This is a genomic window from Salinicola sp. V024, assembly GCF_052645315.1.
Genome location: NZ_JBQXYB010000005.1, coordinates 18,798 through 38,752 on the forward strand (window position 1 = coordinate 18,798; position 19,955 = coordinate 38,752).

9 protein-coding genes are annotated in these 19,955 nt (G+C 61.3%); 2 read left to right on the plus strand and 7 right to left on the minus strand.

Features of this window, described 5'->3' with window-relative positions; translation table 11 throughout:
* Positions 1-140 precede the first annotated feature (140 nt).
* The 4 genes from ACUN9V_RS09440 to ACUN9V_RS09455 all read right to left on the minus strand — a co-directional run bounded on the left by ACUN9V_RS09440 (position 141) and on the right by ACUN9V_RS09455 (position 5,191).
* Complete coding sequence (locus tag ACUN9V_RS09440) at positions 141-530, minus strand: MAPEG family protein (RefSeq protein WP_157957475.1); 390 nt, start codon at positions 528-530, stop codon at positions 141-143.
* Between the two features lie 109 nt (positions 531-639).
* Entirely contained in the window at positions 640-2,073 is a 1,434-nt protein-coding gene (locus ACUN9V_RS09445; RefSeq protein WP_445511203.1) for a TolC family protein, read from the minus strand.
* Positions 2,073-3,410 (minus strand): HlyD family type I secretion periplasmic adaptor subunit, encoded by a 1,338-nt coding sequence (locus ACUN9V_RS09450; RefSeq protein ID WP_445511204.1) that lies wholly within the window; start codon positions 3,408-3,410, stop codon positions 2,073-2,075. Before ACUN9V_RS09450 ends, ACUN9V_RS09445 begins: the two co-directional genes overlap by 1 nt.
* Positions 3,407-5,191 (minus strand): type I secretion system permease/ATPase, encoded by a 1,785-nt coding sequence (locus ACUN9V_RS09455; protein WP_445511205.1) that lies wholly within the window; start codon positions 5,189-5,191, stop codon positions 3,407-3,409. Before ACUN9V_RS09455 ends, ACUN9V_RS09450 begins: the two co-directional genes overlap by 4 nt.
* 679 nt (positions 5,192-5,870) lie before the next feature.
* Between ACUN9V_RS09455 and ACUN9V_RS09460 the strand changes: the two genes are divergently transcribed.
* Both ACUN9V_RS09460 and ACUN9V_RS09465 read left to right on the plus strand, forming a co-directional pair.
* Entirely contained in the window at positions 5,871-13,352 is a 7,482-nt protein-coding gene (locus ACUN9V_RS09460; protein ID WP_445511206.1) for a carbohydrate-binding protein, read from the plus strand.
* Positions 13,353-13,504: 152 nt separating this feature from the next.
* Positions 13,505-16,906 (plus strand): carbohydrate-binding protein, encoded by a 3,402-nt coding sequence (locus ACUN9V_RS09465; protein ID WP_445511207.1) that lies wholly within the window; start codon positions 13,505-13,507, stop codon positions 16,904-16,906.
* Between the two features lie 115 nt (positions 16,907-17,021).
* Here the strand turns inward: ACUN9V_RS09465 and ACUN9V_RS09470 are convergent, their stop codons facing one another.
* The 3 genes from ACUN9V_RS09470 to ACUN9V_RS09480 all read right to left on the minus strand — a co-directional run bounded on the left by ACUN9V_RS09470 (position 17,022) and on the right by ACUN9V_RS09480 (position 19,895).
* On the minus strand, positions 17,022-18,218 hold the full coding sequence (locus tag ACUN9V_RS09470) for a multidrug effflux MFS transporter (RefSeq protein ID WP_445511208.1): 1,197 nt from the start codon (positions 18,216-18,218) through the stop codon (positions 17,022-17,024).
* A gap of 133 nt (positions 18,219-18,351) precedes the next feature.
* A complete protein-coding gene (gene holA / locus ACUN9V_RS09475; RefSeq protein ID WP_445511209.1) occupies positions 18,352-19,410 on the minus strand; it encodes a DNA polymerase III subunit delta in 1,059 nt (352 codons plus the stop codon).
* Positions 19,407-19,895 (minus strand): LPS-assembly lipoprotein LptE, encoded by a 489-nt coding sequence (locus tag ACUN9V_RS09480; RefSeq protein ID WP_075561950.1) that lies wholly within the window; start codon positions 19,893-19,895, stop codon positions 19,407-19,409. The genes holA and ACUN9V_RS09480 overlap by 4 nt, the downstream gene beginning before the upstream one ends.
* Positions 19,896-19,955: the final 60 nt, after the last annotated feature.

Below are 19,955 nucleotides of genomic sequence, written 5' to 3' on the forward strand. Positions count from 1 at the left end.
TTCACGAGCGGTGACTCGAAGACCTTTCATCGGCCCGAGGCATCAGAACTTGAAGTCTGCCCTTGCTCAGTCGTCGCCGATGGCCACTAGAGAGGCGACCACGGGCTCGGCGAACGCCCGTGGCCCACGTTAGAGGGTGCCTACAGGAACGCCGTGGCAAACAGGCACAGCACCGCGACCAGACTCACGCAAAAGATGGCCGAACGCAGCGTTGCGAGATTCATGGCATAGCAGAGCCCATGTCCAATGCGAGCCAGCACGAAAACGATGCAGGCAACGTCTGCCAGCCAACCGCCACCCGTCGTCGTCTGCACGGCAACGATTCCAGCGGTGAACAGCGCCAGCGCCTCCCAGGCATTGCTCTGTGCCGCCCACAATCGGGCACCTTTACCCTCCATCTGCGCGTATTGCTGGCGCGGATGTTGATTATCCAGATGACCAAATTCCCGGCGCCTGACGCTGCTGCCCCAGAAGGCCAGCCAGAACGGTAGCAGCGCGGTTATCAGCAGGCACCACAGCGGTAGATTCATTGCCGTCCTCTTGATTGCCACTGTCGAACCGGATCGTTCGACATCTTGTCATCAAGGTAGCAGATCACTCTGTGCTGTACGCGATCGCGAGTGCGACAGCGCAGCAGGCTCACCCGGCGCGGTTGGAAGAGGTATGCTCGACGCGAGCCAGGATGGCGGCCACATCCGTCAGTGCCGAGGTATCGAGTTGCCCCACAGCGGCCGCGAGATAAGTGCGATCCTTGAGATAGAGACACAGCGTCTCGATGAAACGGATACGGAGATCGTAGAGCGAGGAGCGAGCGTCGAGAACATCGACCAGGTCTCTCAGGCCGAGGGACTCACCGCGAATCGCCGCCTGCAGGAACAAACTGCCGGATTCGACCGAGCGCTGCAGCGCCTCTATCTGGCGAAGGTCGCCCTGCATGCTGAGGAGTCGCTTGCGAACTTCCTGCTGGGCGAGGCGCTGCTCGTTTTCCACCGCTGCGGTGCCGGCCATGGCCGTCAGTTCGCCCTGTCGAATGCTGGCGGAGGTGTAGCCGCCCTGATAGATCGGTAGGTTCATCTCGATACTGGCGGTGAGGTCGTTGCTCGTTCTGAGCGCATCGTTGCTGTCGACATCGCTGTAGCCGACGACCAGATTGAGCTCGGGATAGCGCGTGGCGCCGCGGACGTCGGTATCGATCTGCGCCACCCGCTGCTGCTCGGCTGCCAGACGCACCTGGACGTTGTCCTGGGTTTGTGCCAGCCAACTTTCGAGCGGGCGGGCTTCCGGGGCGATGTCCAGCTTCTCCGGGGTGTCGATCAACGCAGGATCAAAGCTCAGCGCGGTGCCGGACAGGCGTTCGAGATCGCTTAGCGCATTGGCGAGATCATTCTCCGCCGAGGTCTGATCGGCTACCGCCTGATCGAGTCGCGATCGAGATTCCAGCAGATTGATCCGATCGCCGATGCCAAGGTCATAGGCGCGCTGGGCCTGACGCTGCTGCAGTACCAGCGACTCCCGCTGAGCGATCAGCAAGCCCAGTTTGCGCGAGGCCTGATAGGCATCGAGATAGGTTTCCACCACCTTGACCGCCAGATCGCGCTCGGCGACCGCCACCTTCAACGTTGCCGCATCCATCTGAGCATGTGCTTTACCGACCCGTCGCCAGCGTTCCAGACTGAATAGCGGCTGGGTCATTCGCAGCTCCCAACTGGTGTCTCTCGTCTTGCCGGCAACGCGATCGTCGTAGACCTCGTCAGGGTAGTCACCGGGGTTTTTGGTATAGATGTTGTCGGCATCCGTGTAGCGATAGGCGGCAGTGGCGTCGAGCCGAGGGCGCAATCCGGCCTGTGCCATCGGCACCTCCTGAGCCACCGACTGGCTGTCCAGTCGCTGGCTCTGCAGGCCGCTGTCGTAGCTCAACGCTCGGGCGACCAGCTCGGAGAGCGACGGTAACGGGGTCGGCGTGGTGCTATTCGATTCGGGGACCGGCGACGTGATGTCGAGCGGTTGAGCCTGTGCGGTGGCGGTGAGTGCGGCAAGGCAACCGGTCAGCATCCATCGATGAATCGTCTTCATCACTCTTCTCGCATCGCACGGGCCAGCATGTCGCTGAACGGTTTGAACATGTAGCTGGCAAAGGTGCGATCGCCGGTTTTCAGCATCACTTCCGCAGGCATCCCGGCCAGTAGCTGCATCGACGACGTCATCTTGGAATAGCCTTCGTCGGTGACGCGAATGCGCGCCTTGTAATAGTGGTTGTGGGTAGCCTCGTCTTCGAAGCTGTCCGCCGACACGTTGGCGACTTCGCCCTGAATGACGTTGGAAAGCCGCTGATTGAAGGCGCTGAAGCGAATCTCGGCGGGTTGGCCGGGATGGACGTTATCGATATCGCGATCGGGGATCCGCGCCTCGACGATGAACGCTTCGTTGGCGGGGACGATCTCCATGACGGTATCGCCCGATCGAATGACCGCGCCCTGGGTGTGGATCTGCAGGCCGACGACGGTCCCCGAAACCGGCGCGACGATAGCCGTGCGGTGGACCTGATCGCGCAGAGCGGTGACCCGCTCTTCAGCGTCAGTAACCTGAGACTGAACGTCCTTGAGGTCTTGGCCGACTTCCTGGTGGTACTCCTGCAGGCGAATCTCCTTCTGGAAGCCGTTTTCGCTGATCTGCGAGCGTAACTGGGCCACTTCGGCGCTGTGCTGGGCGTTTTCCCCCTGATACTCGAGGACTTGTCGTTCGAGCTCGCGCAGACGCTGATTGTCGCCCAGGCCCTCCTTGAACAGCGTGCGGTAGTCGCTGGCTTCTCCGGTCAGCGACTTGATCTTGGACTGGTTGACCTGCTGCAGCCTTTCGAGGCCGGCGATCTGTTCCTGCATCTGCCGGGCCTTTTCGTCCAGTGCCGAGAGAGCATCCTTCAGCGACTGGCGACCGACCTGGAATAGCCGCTTCTGGACGTCGACGACCGCTTCCACACGTGGCGATACATTGTTCAGTAACGTATCCGGGAACGTCAGCGTATCGCGGTCGCTCTGTTCCGCCAGCAGTCGCACTTCGCTGGCGAGCGCGATTCGATACTCCGATTCGGCGATCGAGAGCTTGGCCAGTGGCTGGGTATCGTCGAGCACGATCAACGAGTCTCCCGCGCTGACGCTATCGCCGTCCTCGACCAGGATGCGTTTGACGATACCGCCCTCGAAGTGCTGAACCTTCTTGGTCGAGGTTTCCACCGCCACCGATCCCGAAGCGACTACCGCGACCGCGAGATCAGCGGTGAGCGACCAGAGCACGAAGCCGCCCAGGGCGATCACCAGTATCCCCAGCCCCCACCGACGGCTGGCTCGATCGCTGGTAGGGACCTTGGGCACAGGCGCGCCAAGCGCTATCGGCGCAGAAGAGGAAAGCGTCATGGCGTCGGCGGCTCCGTGGATTGAGGGGGTGGCACGGGTGAGTCTTCCGACTTGCCGCGGGCGCGCATCCGAATCGAATGGACGGGGGACTCCACCGGTCTGAGCGGCGGCTTCGAAGCCTTGGATGCAGACTGGCGGGGAGCACAGGCGACCATGCGTCCCTCCTGCAGCATGAGAACTCGGTCGACATGGTCGAGAATGGCGTTCGCATGGCTGATGATGAAAACGGTCGTGCCCTGGGTCTTGAGCTGGCGCAGACAGTGCAGCAGCGCGCGCTCGCCGCTGGCATCGAGGTTGGCGTCCGGCTCGTCGAGAACCACCAGGACGGGGTTGCCGTAAAGCGCCCGGGCCAGGCCCAGACGCTGACGCTGACCGCCGGACAGCACGCCACCACTGCCGCTGATCTGGGTATCGTAGCCCGCCGACTGCCGCAGGATGATGTCGTGGACACCGGCTTTCTGCGCAGCTTCGATGACGCGATCCGGATCGATGTTGCCGAAGCGGGCGATGTTTTCGCTGATACTACCGTCGAACAACTCGACGTCCTGAGGCAGATAGCCGATGAAAGGGCCTAACCGTTCTCGAGCCCACTGACCGACATCGGTGCCGCCCAGCCGAACGCAGCCTCTTTGGACCGGCCAAACGCCTAGGATGACCCGCGCCAGCGTCGACTTGCCCGCTGCACTAGGGCCCACGATGGCGATGTGCTCGCCCGGGTTGCATAGCAGGTCGAGCTCCCACAGCGTCGGCCGACTGTCGCCGGGCGGGGCGGCCGTTACCGCCTCGAGCGCTAGACGACCGACCGGTGGCGGCAGCGGCATGCGCTGCGGTTCCGCGGGTATCGCCGCCAGCAGCGCGTTGAGTCTGGCATAAGCGGTTCGCGCGGCGACGAATCCCTTCCAGCCGCCGATCATCTGGTCGATCGGAGCCAGAGCGCGTCCCATCAGGATAGAACCGGCAATCATCATGCCGCCGGTCAGACTGCCCTCGATAACCAGGAGGGCGCCCAGCCCCAGGATCAGCGACTGAAACATGATTCTCAGGGTTTTCGACAGATTGCTGAGCACGCCGGCACGGTCGCTGGCGTGGGATTGATGCAGCAGGTAGTCATGGTGCTTGATGCGCCAGCGGGCTAGCAGGTTGGGCAACATGCCCATCGCTTGAAGCACTTCGGCATTGCGCAGGTTGCTCTGGGCCAGATCCTGGGACTGGACGTGTTCGCGATTGGCTTCGCCGAGCAGTGACTGCGTGCTCTTCTCGTTGATCCAGGCCAGCACCATCAATATGCAGGCCGCGACAGTGGCGAAGATTCCGAACCAGGGATGGAACAGCGTCAGAATCGCGATGTAGACCGGTATCCATGGCGCATCGAAGAACGCGAACAGGCCGTTGCCACTCAGGAACTGGCGCAGCGTGGTGAGATCGTTGAACGGCTGAGCCGAGGGTTTGCCGGGTACCTGCAATGCGCGCTTGAAGGTGGCCTGATACAGACGCTCGCTGATCTGCATGTCGAGCCTGTTGCCGACACGCACCAGAATGCGTGAACGGACCAGATCCAACGCGCCCATCACCATGAATAGAAAGACGATGACCAGCGTCAGCATCAGCAGCGTTTCAGAGCTCCGTGTCGTGACGACTCGGTCATACACCTGCAACATGTAGATCGACGGTGCCAGCATCAGCAGATTGATGAACAGGCTGAACAGCAGAATGTATAGAAAAGCCTGGCGGCTGGCGGCTAACGCCAATTGTAAATCTGTTTTATCACTGGGCTTTGCCACGATCTTTTCTCTTCTGGAATTGACGTTGTCGGGTGGCGTTGACGAGTAGATCACGTGACCAGCATGCGGAAATTGTGAACAAGTTTACAAGTCTGTTTTTCTGGTTTTATTGGCGTCGGTATCGATATTCTAATCCTTTCTGGATTTTTCATGGGTTATAAAACAATGGCTTGGGTTCTGTCGCGGGCTTGTTTCTACGATTCTATTAAAATGCTGGCGATTAAAACTAGCGCGTTTCAGGAGCTGGAGTGTGGTCCTTTGTAATTCCGTGGCATTAGTTTTATAAGTGATTTGGTGTGGTTTTTACCAGTCTTGAAATTTTATGTAAGCGCCGCTGTCATGGGTGGTGTTTCAGCGAGTCTAAGGCGATGATAGCTCAACGAAATCGAAGAGTCGGGAGGCGCTTTTTCACCACTTGGCTACTTAAATTCGTTTTTTGGGTTTAAAAGTTTCAACTTTGCCTTGGCAGGCAGACACGCTAGGTTGCCATCGGTGAGTCTCCACCGGTAGAACTTTAGTCACGCATCAGTTCCAAGGTCTCTGCCAATAACAATCAGCGACAGGTGATGTCCGACACTTCGTTAATGAAGGTGAAATGGCGCCTCTGTCAGCACCGAACGAGAGACGTTCATCTTCGCTCGTTTCACAACCATTAACTCAACGCGTAGGGGCTTCATACATGTTCACGCTATCCATCATCGATGCGCAGACAGGGGACACTGTCGAGACATTGGTACAAGGTGCTGCCATCACTCGGGATTTTATCGGAGACAATTACCGGCTCGAAGTGACGCCCATCGACAGTAGCGGCTTTCTCGCCAGTGACGTGGCCGGCGTCGCCTTGACGTTGACTGATTCGGCCGGCGCAGCCAGCGAAATGGTTTCTACCGAGAGCCCCTACCGGTTCACGTTAGCGTCCGATCTGGATCGCGGTTTGACCAATTTGATGCTGGACGCCTTGGATGACAATGGCCAGTTGCTGGCGGGTAGCGAACAGTCGGTCGATATCGAGATCGTCAACGCTGAAGGCTGGTCGGGCGACGTCTTTACGCTTCAAGGCGAATCGCTGACGCCGGACGATGGCACCTCGGCGGCCGATACCGTGATTCGCTCGCCGTCCAATCCTGAATCGTCGGCCGCCGCCGGCCCCGATGGGCTGTGGAACGGCTCGAGTGGGCCGGGTTATCTCGATATGGGCGGGCAGGTTGGCGACGCGGCCTATTTCGAGGTCGAGGTAGAGACCGCCGGGACTTACCAACTCGATGTCCGCTATGCCGCAAGTGGCGCCGCTGGCGCCTCGCGTCCCATGGCCGTGCTCGTCGATGGCGTCGATCAGGGCAACCTGGCATTTCCGTCGACCGGTGCCGGTACGGCCGGATGGGAAACCTGGGGCAGCGGCTCGCTGACATTGAACCTGAGCAGCGGGACCAACGTGGTTAGCCTGCAGAACGTCATCGGCGGCGGCCCGAACATCGACAGTCTGACGTTGACCGCGGTCGCGGCGGACGACGGTCCGGCATCTCTGGTCATCCAGGCCGAAGATATGAGTCTGGTCTCTATCGACGACAGCGGGGCGACGAACAGCCCCGGCTTGACCCGAGTCGTCGACAGTCAACATCCCGATGCGCAAGGTGTCGTCAGGGCGGGCGCGATCGACGGTGGCTATGTCGATTTCGGAACCGATGCGGGCGACGCGATCACCTTCCAGGTTTCGCCCGATGAAAACGGCGTTTACACCGCGACGATTCGCTACGTCAATGGCGGGACGGGGGATCGGCCGTTGCTGCTGTCCGTCAACGGCGCGGAACCCACGCTGGTCTCGTTTCCACCGACCGGCTCCTGGACCAGCTGGAACGAGGTCAGCGTGTCGGTGCCGCTGTCCGATAGCGACAATACGCTGACATTGACGCTGCCATCGACCGCCCAGGGAGGCGTGCCCAACGGTCCCAATATCGATCAGATCAGTTTCGAGTATGCAGACGCGCTGCCGGCAGATCCGACGCTGGTATTCTCGATCGAGGGAGAAGCACTCGCTATCGATGATGGCTCCTCCCTCGCCGATACCTTGGTTCGCAGTGCCGATAACCCGGAACCCAGTGGTGGCGGCGCGGACCACCTGTGGGGAGACTTCAGTGGCTCCGGTTATCTGGATATGGGGGCGCAGGTAGGGGACGCGGGATCTTTCTCGGTCAACGTTGCCGAGGCGGGCACCTATCTGCTGACGATCCGTTATGCCGCCAGTGGACCCAACAATCGTCCGATGGCGCTGTCGGTCGACGGTGAATCTCAGGGAAGGATCGACTTCGCGTCGACGGGAACGGGGAGTGCGGGCTGGGACAACTGGACGGAGACCACCGTCCAGATCGATCTCGACGCCGGTGCCAATGTGGTCCGACTCGCCAACATTGGCAGCACCGGCCCCAACATCGACAGTCTGTCGATTCATACGATGGCGGACGACGGCGGCGGTAATCCGGGCGCCGAGCCTGGTAACCGATTCGAGGCCAAGATCAATTTCCAGCCGAATGGAGCCGCAACGCCGGAGGGTTACGTCGCCGACACGGGCCTGGCCTTCGGGCAGCAGTCGCTGCAGGTGGATGGCCAGACATACCAGTATGGATGGGTGACGGCGGGGTCGATCGCCGACGGAACGGCCAACGGCACGACGCCAATGGCGATCGCCGGTCAGGATGGCGATGCACTCGGCGACCGCAGCGGGTCACTCGACGATGTCGATCCGTTGCAGGCCACTTACGCCGGGTTCGACAAACCGGGCTACAGCCAGGCGGCGGGCTGGGAGATCGAGCTGGAGGATGGCTACTACGAAGTCACGATCTCGATCGGTGATAGCGGTGGCGCCTACGATAGCGTCAACGCTATCAATGCCGAGGGCGAAGCGTTCAACACGCCGTTCGCCTCGTCGCGGCCGAGCGGGTTTCCGGCCGACGGCGATCCCACCGACGATAGCGATGGCTATCGTTCCAGTCTGATCACGCGGGTCGTCCAGGTCACCGATGGCCGGCTTACCCTGGACTCTCTCGGCGTCGACGGCAACAACACCGAAATTCAGTACATCGAGATCCAGTCGCTGCCCGATCTGACCCCCGACGACGACCGCGAGGCACCGGCGGATTACGCCTATTTTACCGACCCTAGAGCGGTGGCAGGGGTAGGGCAGCAGCAGGTCGAAGTTCATCTGCAGGCCGATGACGGGACCCAGCCGGCCGGTATCGATCCGACCTCGGATTTCTTCATCGGAATCTCGGTCGTCGAGGGCCGCGGCGGTGCACTGCTGGAGAGCCTCAACGATGGCTCGGTGAAACTCTTCAACACCGTTACCGGCGAAGACGTGGCTTTCAACATCAACACCACCGGCGGCTTCGATTCGCTGACCATATCGCCGACGGACGAGCTGGACGAATACACCAGCTACACGTTGGTGATCGATGGCTTTCAGGACCGTGGCAGCAACACCGATCCGGATGCGCCGACGCGGGAGTTCCAGAAGTTCACCACCACGTTCGTCACCGGGGCCGAGGCGGAGGTTCAGGACAGCGAGGTAGCGTTCGGTACCCATGTCGAGCTCGACGGCGCGCAGGACGGCGCCTATCTGTTCAGCTCCATTACCCTCTCTCCCGACAACACCCAGATGTACGTGTCGACCCTGAACGGCGAGATCAAGCGTTACGATATCGATGCCGTGACAGGGGAGCTTTCCAACGAGCAGACGCTGGCACTGGACTATTTCCAGACCGACGCCGGCGCCCGCGGTATTGTCGGGCTTACCTTCGATCCGACCGATCCCAACGTGCTGTGGGTGACCGATAATTACCCGATCCCGCTGACGGGACGCGACAACGCCGTACCGGATTTCAGCGGCCGAGTCAGCAAGATCACGATCGATGATAGTGACGGTACGTTTTCGGGATCGGCGGAAACTTATATCTCGGGCCTGCCGCGTTCCAACGGCGACCACGTCACCAACAGCCTGGTCTTCCACGCCAATCCGGAATACGACGCCGAGACCAATCCCGACGTGCCGCCCTATCTGCTGTACGTCTCGCAGGGTGCCAATACCGCGATGGGCGGCGACGACAGCGCCTGGGGCAATCGTCCGGAACGGCTACTGAACGCCGCGGTATTGGAGGTCGATCCGACTCGAGAGGCGCCCACAGGCGGTTTCGACGTCTCGACCGAACCGCTCCCCACCGATGGCTCCAATACCCGTTATCAGGATGATGACGGCGATATCAAGAACGGGCCCATCGATATGGGCGGTGGCCAGTACCTGGTGTTCGCGCAAGACGGCACTGCATCGATGCAGGACGTCAATGGCAATGTGCTGATCGATTATTACGATCCGTTTGCCGACGATGCGGTACTCAAGATATATGCGACCGGCATTCGTAACGCCTACGACCTGGTCTGGCACTCCAACGGCAATCTGTACGCCTCGACCAATGGCTCCGCGGCTGGCGGTGTCACCCCCGATGATCCTTCCACGGACTACAACGAGGCCTTGAGCAACGTCGGTATCGAAGACGACTGGCTATTCAAGGTCGACCAGGGCGGCTACTACGGCCATCCGGACTCGCTGCGCGACGAATACATTTTCAACGGCGGCAATCCGACCGATGGCGATGATCTCTACGAGACGGGCGATTACGAGGTCGGGACACAACCCGACAGCAACTATCGATTCGACGATATCTATTCACTGGGCACCAATCGATCGCCGAACGGCGCGATCGAATACACCAGCAATATCTTCGGCGCAACGCTGAATGGAAGCCTGCTGTTCGTCGAGTACTCGGGAGGCGACGATATTCGCTGGGTCTCGTTGGACGAGGATGGCAATGTCGCGAGCGACAACGTGCTGCGCGACGTGGACGGCAATGTCATCAAATACGTCGACCCGCTGGATATCATCGAGAACCCGCTGACTGGCCAGCTCTATCTGATGACGCTCAACCGCAGTACCGGCGAGAGCCAGGTCATACGCCTGGACCCCGTGCCCGGTGATGTCATCGTGCCCGGCGATGGAGACGCCGATCTGACCACGATCGCTACGGTTCAGGCCGAGGATGAGTCTCAGGCCGTCATCGCCTCTGGCGCCGATGCCCAGATCGTGATTCGCGATGGCGACACGCCGGAGGTCAGCCCGACCAATCCGCCCTACGGGATTCGGCCGGGCGCCTACGGGCTGGATGGCAACACCGATTACAGCGACGGCATCGTCGGCGGGTATGCCGACTTCGGTTCTACCACCGCCGACTTCATCACCTTCAACGTCGATGTTAGCGCCGCCGATGCTGGTGACGCCGTGCTCAGGGTGCGTTATGCCAATGGGGGAACGGCAAATCGGCCGCTGGAGGTCTTCGTCAATGACGAGAGCATCGGCACCTACGCCTTCCAGCCACCGGTCGGCGCCAGTGGCGACGCGGCATGGAATACCTGGCAGACGTTGGATATCCCGGCTGAACTGATAGCCGGGGCCAACAGCATCCGCCTGCAGTCAACGACCAATACCGGGCCCAACATCGATCAGCTGGAAGTCCTGATTCACGATACGACACCGGGCTATGCGGCTTATGAAGCGGAGACCGCGACCCTCAAGGGCGGCGCGATCGTCGTCCCTACGACGCAGAGCGACCGCGACGCCTCGGGCACCGGCTTCGTCGACTTCGTGGGCACCGGCGATCAAACCATTACCTGGGACGTGGATGTCGACCAGAGCGGCGTTTACGAGGTCGCTTTCCGCTACTCGCTCACGACCGGCAAGGCCGATCGTCCCCTGGCGCTGACGGTCAATGGAGAGAGCTACCCGGCTGTCAATTTTCCTGCCGAGAGCCAGACGGTCAGCGACTGGGTTACCCAGACCGTCAATATGACGCTGACCGCCGGCACCAACTCGATCTCGGTGACCGCGCCCAACGGCGTCGGACCGGATATCGATTCGCTGGAAGTGCCGGATGCGCCTCTGGCGGCCTCCAGTAACGGTGAAATCAGCGTGGTCAGCACCGACCCGGCGTACTTCGATGATCGTATCGCTTTCAATTATCTGGAAAACAATGAAGCCACCCACCCTGAGAACGGACCTCGGGAGTACAAGGACAGCGGTTCGGTCGTCATCACCAACAACGGCACCGGGGAATTGGCGGTCGGTAGCGTGGCGGTGAGCGGTCCATTCATGTTGGCCGACGCCCACTTGCTGGACGATTTGAGATTGGCCCCCGGGGCCTCCATCGAGGTTGGCGTCCTGTTCAACCGGGAGGCCTATACCCCCCCGGCCGGTAATGCCGATGACGGCGTGTTCGAGGGCACGTTGACGATTCAATCCGATGATGTGGATCACCCCGTCACCGAAATTCAGCTGGCCGGCTTCTGGCAGGCGCGCGACGAGGGCGGCTGGGAGCCCAATCTCAACGAAATCTGGCAGGTCTTTGGCTTCGGTAATCATGTCGACGGGCTCTCCACGCTGGAGGGCGGCGGCCTGTCGGAGGTGGATACTGGCGGACGCTACGAAGCCGCGCTGGAGGGCGAAGTTCTCTCGCGTTACTGGCAGGTTGCCGACGGCGCCGAGACGGCCAAGGTCACGCAGCTGGCGGGCTTGCACGGTCCGGGAGGCGCGTTACTTGCCATGCACGAGCCCGGCGACAAGACCGATGCCAGAAGTCTGGTTCATCATGACTCGCCCTATAATCAGTCTTTCCTGCCGCTCCTCGCCAACGGCGGTTTCGCGACCACGACCATCAGTCGCGCGCAGGTACCGGATGCCTGGCTGGGCGACGATATCTTCGGTTTTTCGGCGGCAAGCGTGTCGACCGACCCGTCTCTCAATAACCAGTCCTCCAACGCCGACCCGGGAATCGAGACCGGTTACTATTTCCGCATGGTTCAGGCTTTTGACGCCGACGGAAACGCGATCGCGAACACCTATTTTGCGCTGATGGACTATAACGGCGGTAATTCCGACTACAACGACAACGTTTATCTGATCGAAGGGATTCAACCCGCGGCACGAACGCCTTTCAACGAGACCGCGACGCCCTGGGAGGTCGACCAGAGCGGCCTGACGCTGGATGCGGCGCTGTTCGACGAGGGCGCCCCGTATCTGACCTACGAAGACTCGAGCGAAACCCAGCTGGGCACCAATTTCCGTGAAGGCGGGGTGGACATACGAGGCGATGGGGATGCGATCGGCTGGATCGAGGACGGAGAGTGGGTCGAATATACCCTGGAGGTCGATCAGGCCGGCGTCTACGATCTGTCGTTCCTGTCCGCACTGGGCGCGCAGACCGGCAGTGCCCGCTCGATCACGGCGACTTTCGACAATGGCGCCGGTGTCTACGAGGCCACGACCATTGACGTGGGCTATACCGGTGACTGGAGCACCTATGTCGTCACCGAAAGTCAGGCTGTCGCCCTGGAGGCGGGTACGCAGACCCTGCGCCTGACCTTCAGCGGGGGTTCGCAGAATCTGGAATCCTTCAGTCTGACTTCCGGCTCTCAGTCATCTGACTCTCAAGCGGCCTTCAACGAATCGGGTACGCCCTGGGCGGTCGACGATGGGCTTACGCTGAACGCAGGGCTTTATGATGAGGGTGGTCCGGAAGTCGCTTATCACGACAGCAGCGAGGCTCAGCTGGGCGACAACACCCGAAACGAAGGTGTCGATCTGCGCGACAACGGCAGTTCGATCGGCTCGGTCGCCAATGGCGAATGGGTGGAATACACCATCGACGTTGCCACGGCGGGTACCTATCAGCTGTCGTTTGCCGCGGCGACGATGTCCAGCGGCCGGACGGTGACCGCCAGCGTCGAGCAGGACGGCGCCGTCTATACCAGCGCCACGCCCCAGGCGGTGACCAATACCGGCGGTTGGACCAATTATCAGGCCAACAACGGTATCGAGCTGGATCTCGCCGCCGGCGAGCAGACGCTTCGGCTGACGTTCAATGGCGGCGCGATGAACCTGCAATCGTTCACGTTGACACCGGACGCCAGCGCGGCAACCACTGCCATGGCCTCGACGATGTCGCTGATGACGACTGGCGACGACGGTCCCGGTTCGATTCCGTCGCTGGATGATGTCGTCGTACCCAGCGATGACGTCGCCCTGGCAGGTGTCGACCAGCCGGAGCATGTCGGCGTCGCCTAAGACCAGATCCAACTGAACCCTCATTCCGATCCGTCGGTCAACAAGCCGGGCAGCCTTGGGGGTGCCCGGCCTCCTCGTCCCCCGGGCAAGCAATCGAAGTCGAGGGCGGCTTTCACAACCCCGTACCCCCATAACGCGTAGAGGCTTCATACATGTTCACGTTGTCAATCATCGATGTGCAGACAGGCAACATCGTCAAGACATTGGCACCGGGCGCTGCTATTACCCGTGATTTGCTCGGCGACGATTATCGGCTCGAGGTGACGCCCATCGACAGTAGCGGTTTTCTCGCCAGTGACGTGGCCGGCGTCGCCTTGACGCTGACCGACTCGACCGGTGCCGCCAGCGAACTGGTTTCTACCGACACTCCCTATCGGTTCCGTTTGGCGTCCGATCTGGATCGCGGGGTGACCAACCTGAAATTGGATGCGCTTGATGACAGCGGCCAGCAGCTGACGAACGGTGAGCAGTCGGTCGATGTCGAGATCGTCAACGCCGAAGGTTGGTCGGGCGATGTCTTCACTCTCCAGGGCGAGTCGTTGCTGATCGACGATGGTGCTTCGATCGCCGACACGGTCGTTCGCAATGCCAATAATCCCGAATCGAATGGTGGCGGTGCCGATCGTCTTTGGGGCGAGTTCAGCGGATCCGGCTATCTGGATATGGGTTCTCAGTCGGGGGATGCGGGGTCGTTTTCGGTCAATGTCGCCGAAGCGGGGACCTATTTGTTGACGATTCGCTACGCCGCCAGTGGCTCCAGCGATCGCCCGATGACACTGTCGGTGGACGGCGATCCGCAGGGGACGATTGCCTTTGCATCGACTGGCGTGGGTAGCGCGGGTTGGGAAAACTGGACGGAGACTACCGTCGAGATCGATCTTGGTGCCGGGGACAATGTGGTTCGACTCGCCAACGTGGGCAATACCGGCCCCAACATCGACCGGCTGCAATTGCAGAGAGAGGACCCGGCGCCGGAGTATAAAATTTATGAGGCCGAGAATGCCGTTCTACAGGGCGGCGCGATCGTCGTCCCCACGACGCAGAGCGACCGCGATGCCTCGGGTACCGGGTTCGTCGACTTCGTGGGCACCAGTGATCAGACCGTTACCTGGAATGTGGACGTCGGCCAGAGCGGCGTTTACGAGGTCACTTTCCGCTACTCCCTGACCACCGGCAAGGCCGATCGTCCCCTGGCGCTGACGGTCAACGGAGAGAGCTACCCGGCTGTCAATTTTCCTGCCGAGAGTCGGACCGTCAGCGACTGGGTCACCCAGACGGTGAAGATGACGTTGAGCGAAGGTAGCAACACCATCGCGGTGACCGCGCCCAACGGCGTTGGCCCGGATATCGATTCGCTGGAAGTGCCCGCCGCGCCCTTGGCGGTCATCAGCAATGGCGACATCAGCGTCGTCAGTACCGATCCGGCTTATTTCGATGACCGCATCGCTTTCAATTATCTCGAAGACAACGATGCCACCAGCTCGTCTCCCGTGGCGCGGGAGTACAAGGATAGTGGCTCGGTCATCATCACCAATAACGGTACCGGGGAACTGGGGGTCGACAGCGTAACGCTGAGCGGCCCGTTCATGCTGGCAGATGCGGATGCCCTGAACGACCTGAGATTGGCACCCGGCGAATCCATCGAGGTGGGCGTTCTATTCGACCGCGCCGCTTATACGCCGCCGACCAGCAATGCCGCCGACGGCGTGTTCGAAGGCACCATGACGATCGTCTCGGACGACGCCGACCAACCGGTGACGGAGATCCAGCTGGCCGGCTTCTGGCAGGCGCGCGACGAGGGCGGCTGGGAGCCCAATCTCAACGAAATCTGGCGGGTGTTCGGCTTCGGCAATCACATCGATGGCTTGTCGACGCTCGACGGTGGCGGTGAGTCCGTGCTGCAGGATTTCGATCTCTACCGAGCGGTCAATGATCAGGAAGTGCTGTCACGCTACTGGCAGATTGCCGACGGCGTTGGATCGGTCACGGTGACGCAGCTGGCGGCATTCCACGGGTACAGTGGTGCACTACTTGCACTGCACGCACCAGGTGACAAGTCGGCGCGAGTGTCGCTGAGCAATCACGACAGCCTCTACAGTCAGTCGTTGCTGCCGCATGTGGCCAATGGCGACTACGCCACGTCGAACTTTACCCCGGGCCGGATCCCCGACAGCTGGGCGGGCGACGATATCTTCGGGATCTCGATCGCCAACCAATCGACCGATCCGTCATTGAATCCTCATGGGGGGAACACGCCGCCGGCAGAGGATGCCGGGATCGAACGTGGCCATACCGTGCGCGTTTTTCAGGCCTACGACACCGATGGCAATGCCATCGCCAATACCTACTTCGTGGTCATGGACTACACCGGTATCAACTATGACTACAACGACAACGTCTTCCTGGTCGAAGGTATCGAGCCGGCCGCGAGAACGCCTTTCAACGAGTCCGCTACACCCTGGGTCGTCGAACAGAGCGGCCTGACGCTGGACGCGGCACTGTTCGATGAGGGCGCGTCGTATCTGACCTACAAGGATTCCAGCGAAACCCAAATGGGGACTCACTTCCGCGAGGGCGGGGTGGACATCCAGGGCAACGGGGATGCCATCGGCTGGATCGAAAACGGGGAGTGGGTCGAATACACGCTCGAGATCGATCAGGCCGGCGTCTACGATTTGTCGTTCCTGTCCGCATTGGGCGCACAGACCGGCAGCGCCCGCTCGATCACGGCCACCTTCGACAATGGCGCCGGCGTCTATGAAGTGGCGACAATCGGCGTCGATTACACGGGAGGTTGGAGCACATTCGCAGAGACCGAAAGTCAGAACGTGGCGTTGGAAGCGGGCACGCAAACCCTGCGTCTGACTTTCAACGGCGGATCGCAGAATCTGGAATCGTTCAGTCTGGCACCGCCTTTGCAAACGGCATTCAACGACTCGGCTATGCCCTGGGCCGTCGACGATGGCCTCACGCTGAACGCGGGGCTTTATGACCAAGGTGGCCCGGAAGTCGCTTATCACGACAGCAGCGAGACTCAGCTGGGCGACACCACCCGAAACGAAGGCGTCGATCTGCGCGACAACGGCAATTCGATCGGCTCGATCGCCAACGGCGAATGGGTGGAATACACCATCGACGTTGCCACGGCGGGTACTTATCAGCTGTCGTTTGCCGCGGCGACGATGTCCAGCGGGCGAACGGTGACCGCCAGCGTCGAGCAGGACGGCGCCGTCTATACCAGCGCCACGCCCCAGGCGGTGACCAATACCGGCGGTTGGACCAACTATCAGGCCAACGACGGTATCGAGCTGGATCTCGCCGCTGGCGAGCAGACGCTTCGGCTGACGTTCAACGGCGGCGCGATGAACCTGCAATCGTTCACGTTGACACCGGACGCCAGCGCGGCAACCACTGCCTCAGCCTCGACGATGTCGCTGATGACGGCTGACGACGACGGTCCCGGTTCGATTCCGTCGCTGGATGATGTCGTCGTACTCAGCGATGACGTCGCCCTGGCAGGTGTCGACCAGCCAGAGCACGCCAGCATCGCCTAGGCACTCACGCCAGGTTCTCATGCTTGGCGTCTGCACTCGGGTCGTTTCATTCATCGATCGATAGCCGGGCCCTGGGGCCCGGCTTTTTCATGTCGACAGGAGGCAGCAGCATCGTTCAGGGCGAACCGGTACCCACCGCGCGTTGAGGGCGCAGCACACCGATGATGACGCCCATGCAGATCAGCGAGCAGAGGAACATCGACGCGATGACCCAGCTCAGCGTTTCCGGCAGCAAGGTCGACAGCGCACTGAGCGTCCCGGCAATCCCGAACTGGCAGGCACCCAGCAGAGAAGCCGCGGTGCCGCCATGGCGTTCGAAATACTCCATGAAGCAGGCCTGATTGTTGGGTACCACGGCGCCCTGGGCACCGATGGTCAGCATCATGGCCGGCAGGAATACCCAGACCGAGACATCGGCCCACGTCGCCAGCGACAGCAGTAGCACGCCAATGAACTGCACGCACAGACAGGTAATCAGAATCTGGCGCGAGGTAAATCGGTTGAGGACGGCGCGATTGGTCAGATTGACCAGCAGCATGATCAGGATATTGGCGCCGAACATCAGCGAAAAGACGCTCTCCGACTGCCCGAAGTGGGCCTGATAAATGAACGATGCGTGAGTGATGAACAGCATCATGACCGAGAAGGCGAAGGCCTGCAGAGCAATGAACGGCAGCGCGGCCCGAGTCGCCAGCACGAAACGGTAGCGCGTCAGCAACGAATCCTGTTGCTGGGCGACGACGCGCGGCTGGGCATGGCGCAGCACCACGCGAGCCTGCAGCGGAACCACGCCAAGCGCGTAGATGGCGAGGAACCAGAAAATGGCGTGCCAGTCGCCCAGCGCCAGCAGCGCACTGCCGATACTCGGCGCGACGCCGGGCGCCACCACCATGATCAGCCCGATCATGCTGAACAGCTTGGCAGCCTCGCGCCCTCTGACCTGGTCCCGGACCAGTGCCGGCACGAGCACCATGATCCAGCCGCCGCCGAAGGCCTGTACGCCGCGTAGCGTCAGCAGCAGATTCAGATCGTCGGTCTGCGTGATCGCCACGCAGGCGGCAATGAAGATCCCGAGCCCCGCATACATGACCCGAGGTCGTCCAATTCGGTCCGACAGCGGCCCGCCGACCAGTTGGCCGATGGCGAGGCCAAAGATGTAGATCGAAAGACTTCTCGAGACTTCGCCAATGCCGACCCCCATCGCGTCGGCCATGGCCGGGAAGGCGGGGAGATAGGCATCGATCGACAGCGGTCCGAGGGCCATGGTGATGGCCAGCACCAGTGGCAGGGCAAAAGAGTAGGAACGAGACATGGAGACCTGTGAAGTTCGTTGCCAAATAGTAGATATTATCAACTATTTGTATGAGCCGCGAGAATTCCAGGTGTCATCTTGTGACCCGAGCGGCCCGAGCGGCCCGAGCGGCCCGACGGGGGCGTCGGAAGCGTCAGGCCGTACGGTAGGCGAAAGGCATTTCTGCCAGCATCCCGCGGCCGCCGGATAGGGTCAGAGCGAGATCCTGCAGGCAATCCCAAACGGGTAGGGCGATGGCGCCCTTGATCGCCAGATCGATGCGCTGGGAGAACATCAGCAGCTTGTGCAGGCGTCGCTGGGGCAGACGCTTGAGCGCCTGCTGATAGCCGGGGCGACGTTTTTCCGGAATCATCGGGCGCTGGGCCTTGCAAGCATGCTCCAGGCTCTGACCCTGGTCGAGGTGCTGAAAGATCGAGAGCAGCGTTCGCAGCTCGCGGGTCAGCGCCCACAGAATGATCGGCGCTTCGACGCCTTCCTGGCGCAGGCCGCGCACGATGCGAACGACACGGTCGCGATCGCCTTTCAGACACGCATCCGCCAGCGTGAAGACATCGTAACGCGCACTGCTCTCGACGCCGCTGGCGATCGCTTCGACATCGAGGCGTGCATTGGGCGGCAGCAGTAGCGCCAGTTTCTGCAGCTCCTGATCCGCCGCCAGCAGATTGCCTTCGGTGCGCTCGCCGAGTAGCCGCGCCGCCTCCATGTCCATGCTGAAGCCGTAACGGTTGGCCCGATCGCGCATCCAGAAACCCAGACGCTGATGATCGACCGGCCACACCGGGACGAACAGTCCCAGCTTGTCGAGCGTCTTGAACCATTTGCTCGACTGCGACTTGCGGTCCAGGCGCTGGCTCGACAACAGTAGTACGTTGTCGCTGCCGCCCGCCTGCTCGGCGTAGGCTTCGAGCGCTTTGCTTCCCTCCTGGCCGGGGGACTGGCTGCCGAGGCGCACCTCGATCAGCTTGCTCGAGGCGAACAGCGACAGACTGGCCGCGGACTCCAGCAGCTGCGTCCACTGAAAGCCGGATTCGACGTGCATCACCTCACGTTCTTCGATGCCGCGCTCGCGGGCAACGCGGCGCACGGCATCGCAGGCTTCCAGGTGGATCAGCGGCTCATCGCCGGCGACCAGGACCACCGGCGGTAGACGTTTCTTGAGCGCCTCTTCCAGCTTGTCGGGAAAAACCTTCATGGCGTCTCGAGCGCGTCCAGTCGGTCGATGAGTTGTTCGGCGGCATCACGACGCAGCTGCCTGACGGCTCCGGTACGCAGCTCCTCACCGGAATAGATATCGTCGGTGGAGAGCAGCACCGTCGTCGACGTCTCCAGCTGCTGCTGATTGAGCAGGTAGGCGCTATCCGAGACACGCTGGACGGAGAACGGCGCCGTCAGCGTGATTTCGGTCTCGCGGCTGCCGGAGTCGGAGCGGGTCAGGCGAGTCTCGCTGATTCGCTCGTCGCCGAGATTGACGCGCAGGTCGGCGTCGTCGACGACACGCGTGCCGGCGTTCTCCAGCGAGCGTTTCACTTCTTCGCTGAATGGAGAAACATTGGCGCTCAAGCTGAGTTCGGAAAGACTCAGGGTGGGCTGGTTCAGCCCTCGGAGCTGAAAGCCACAGCCCGCCAGTGCGGTCAGCGATACCGCGAGTAGGCCGGTCAAAACGGTGCGACGAATCATGAAAAGCTCCTTGTCACGGACGGCAATGCAACAACTCAGTTGGCAACGACTCAGTTAGCA

Excerpts from the sequence above, each read along its gene's own strand:
- ACUN9V_RS09450 (WP_445511204.1), bottom strand. The coding sequence starts at position 3,410 with ATGACGCTTTCCTCTTCTGCGCCGATAGCGCTTGGCGCGCCTGTGCCC.
- ACUN9V_RS09440 (WP_157957475.1), bottom strand. The coding sequence starts at position 530 with ATGAATCTACCGCTGTGGTGCCTGCTGATAACCGCGCTGCTACCGTTC.
- ACUN9V_RS09470 (WP_445511208.1), bottom strand. The coding sequence starts at position 18,218 with ATGTCTCGTTCCTACTCTTTTGCCCTGCCACTGGTGCTGGCCATCACC.
- ACUN9V_RS09480 (WP_075561950.1), bottom strand. The coding sequence starts at position 19,895 with ATGATTCGTCGCACCGTTTTGACCGGCCTACTCGCGGTATCGCTGACC.
- ACUN9V_RS09465 (WP_445511207.1), top strand. The coding sequence starts at position 13,505 with ATGTTCACGTTGTCAATCATCGATGTGCAGACAGGCAACATCGTCAAG.
- ACUN9V_RS09460 (WP_445511206.1), top strand. The coding sequence starts at position 5,871 with ATGTTCACGCTATCCATCATCGATGCGCAGACAGGGGACACTGTCGAG.
- ACUN9V_RS09445 (WP_445511203.1), bottom strand. The coding sequence starts at position 2,073 with ATGAAGACGATTCATCGATGGATGCTGACCGGTTGCCTTGCCGCACTC.
- holA (WP_445511209.1), bottom strand. The coding sequence starts at position 19,410 with ATGAAGGTTTTTCCCGACAAGCTGGAAGAGGCGCTCAAGAAACGTCTA.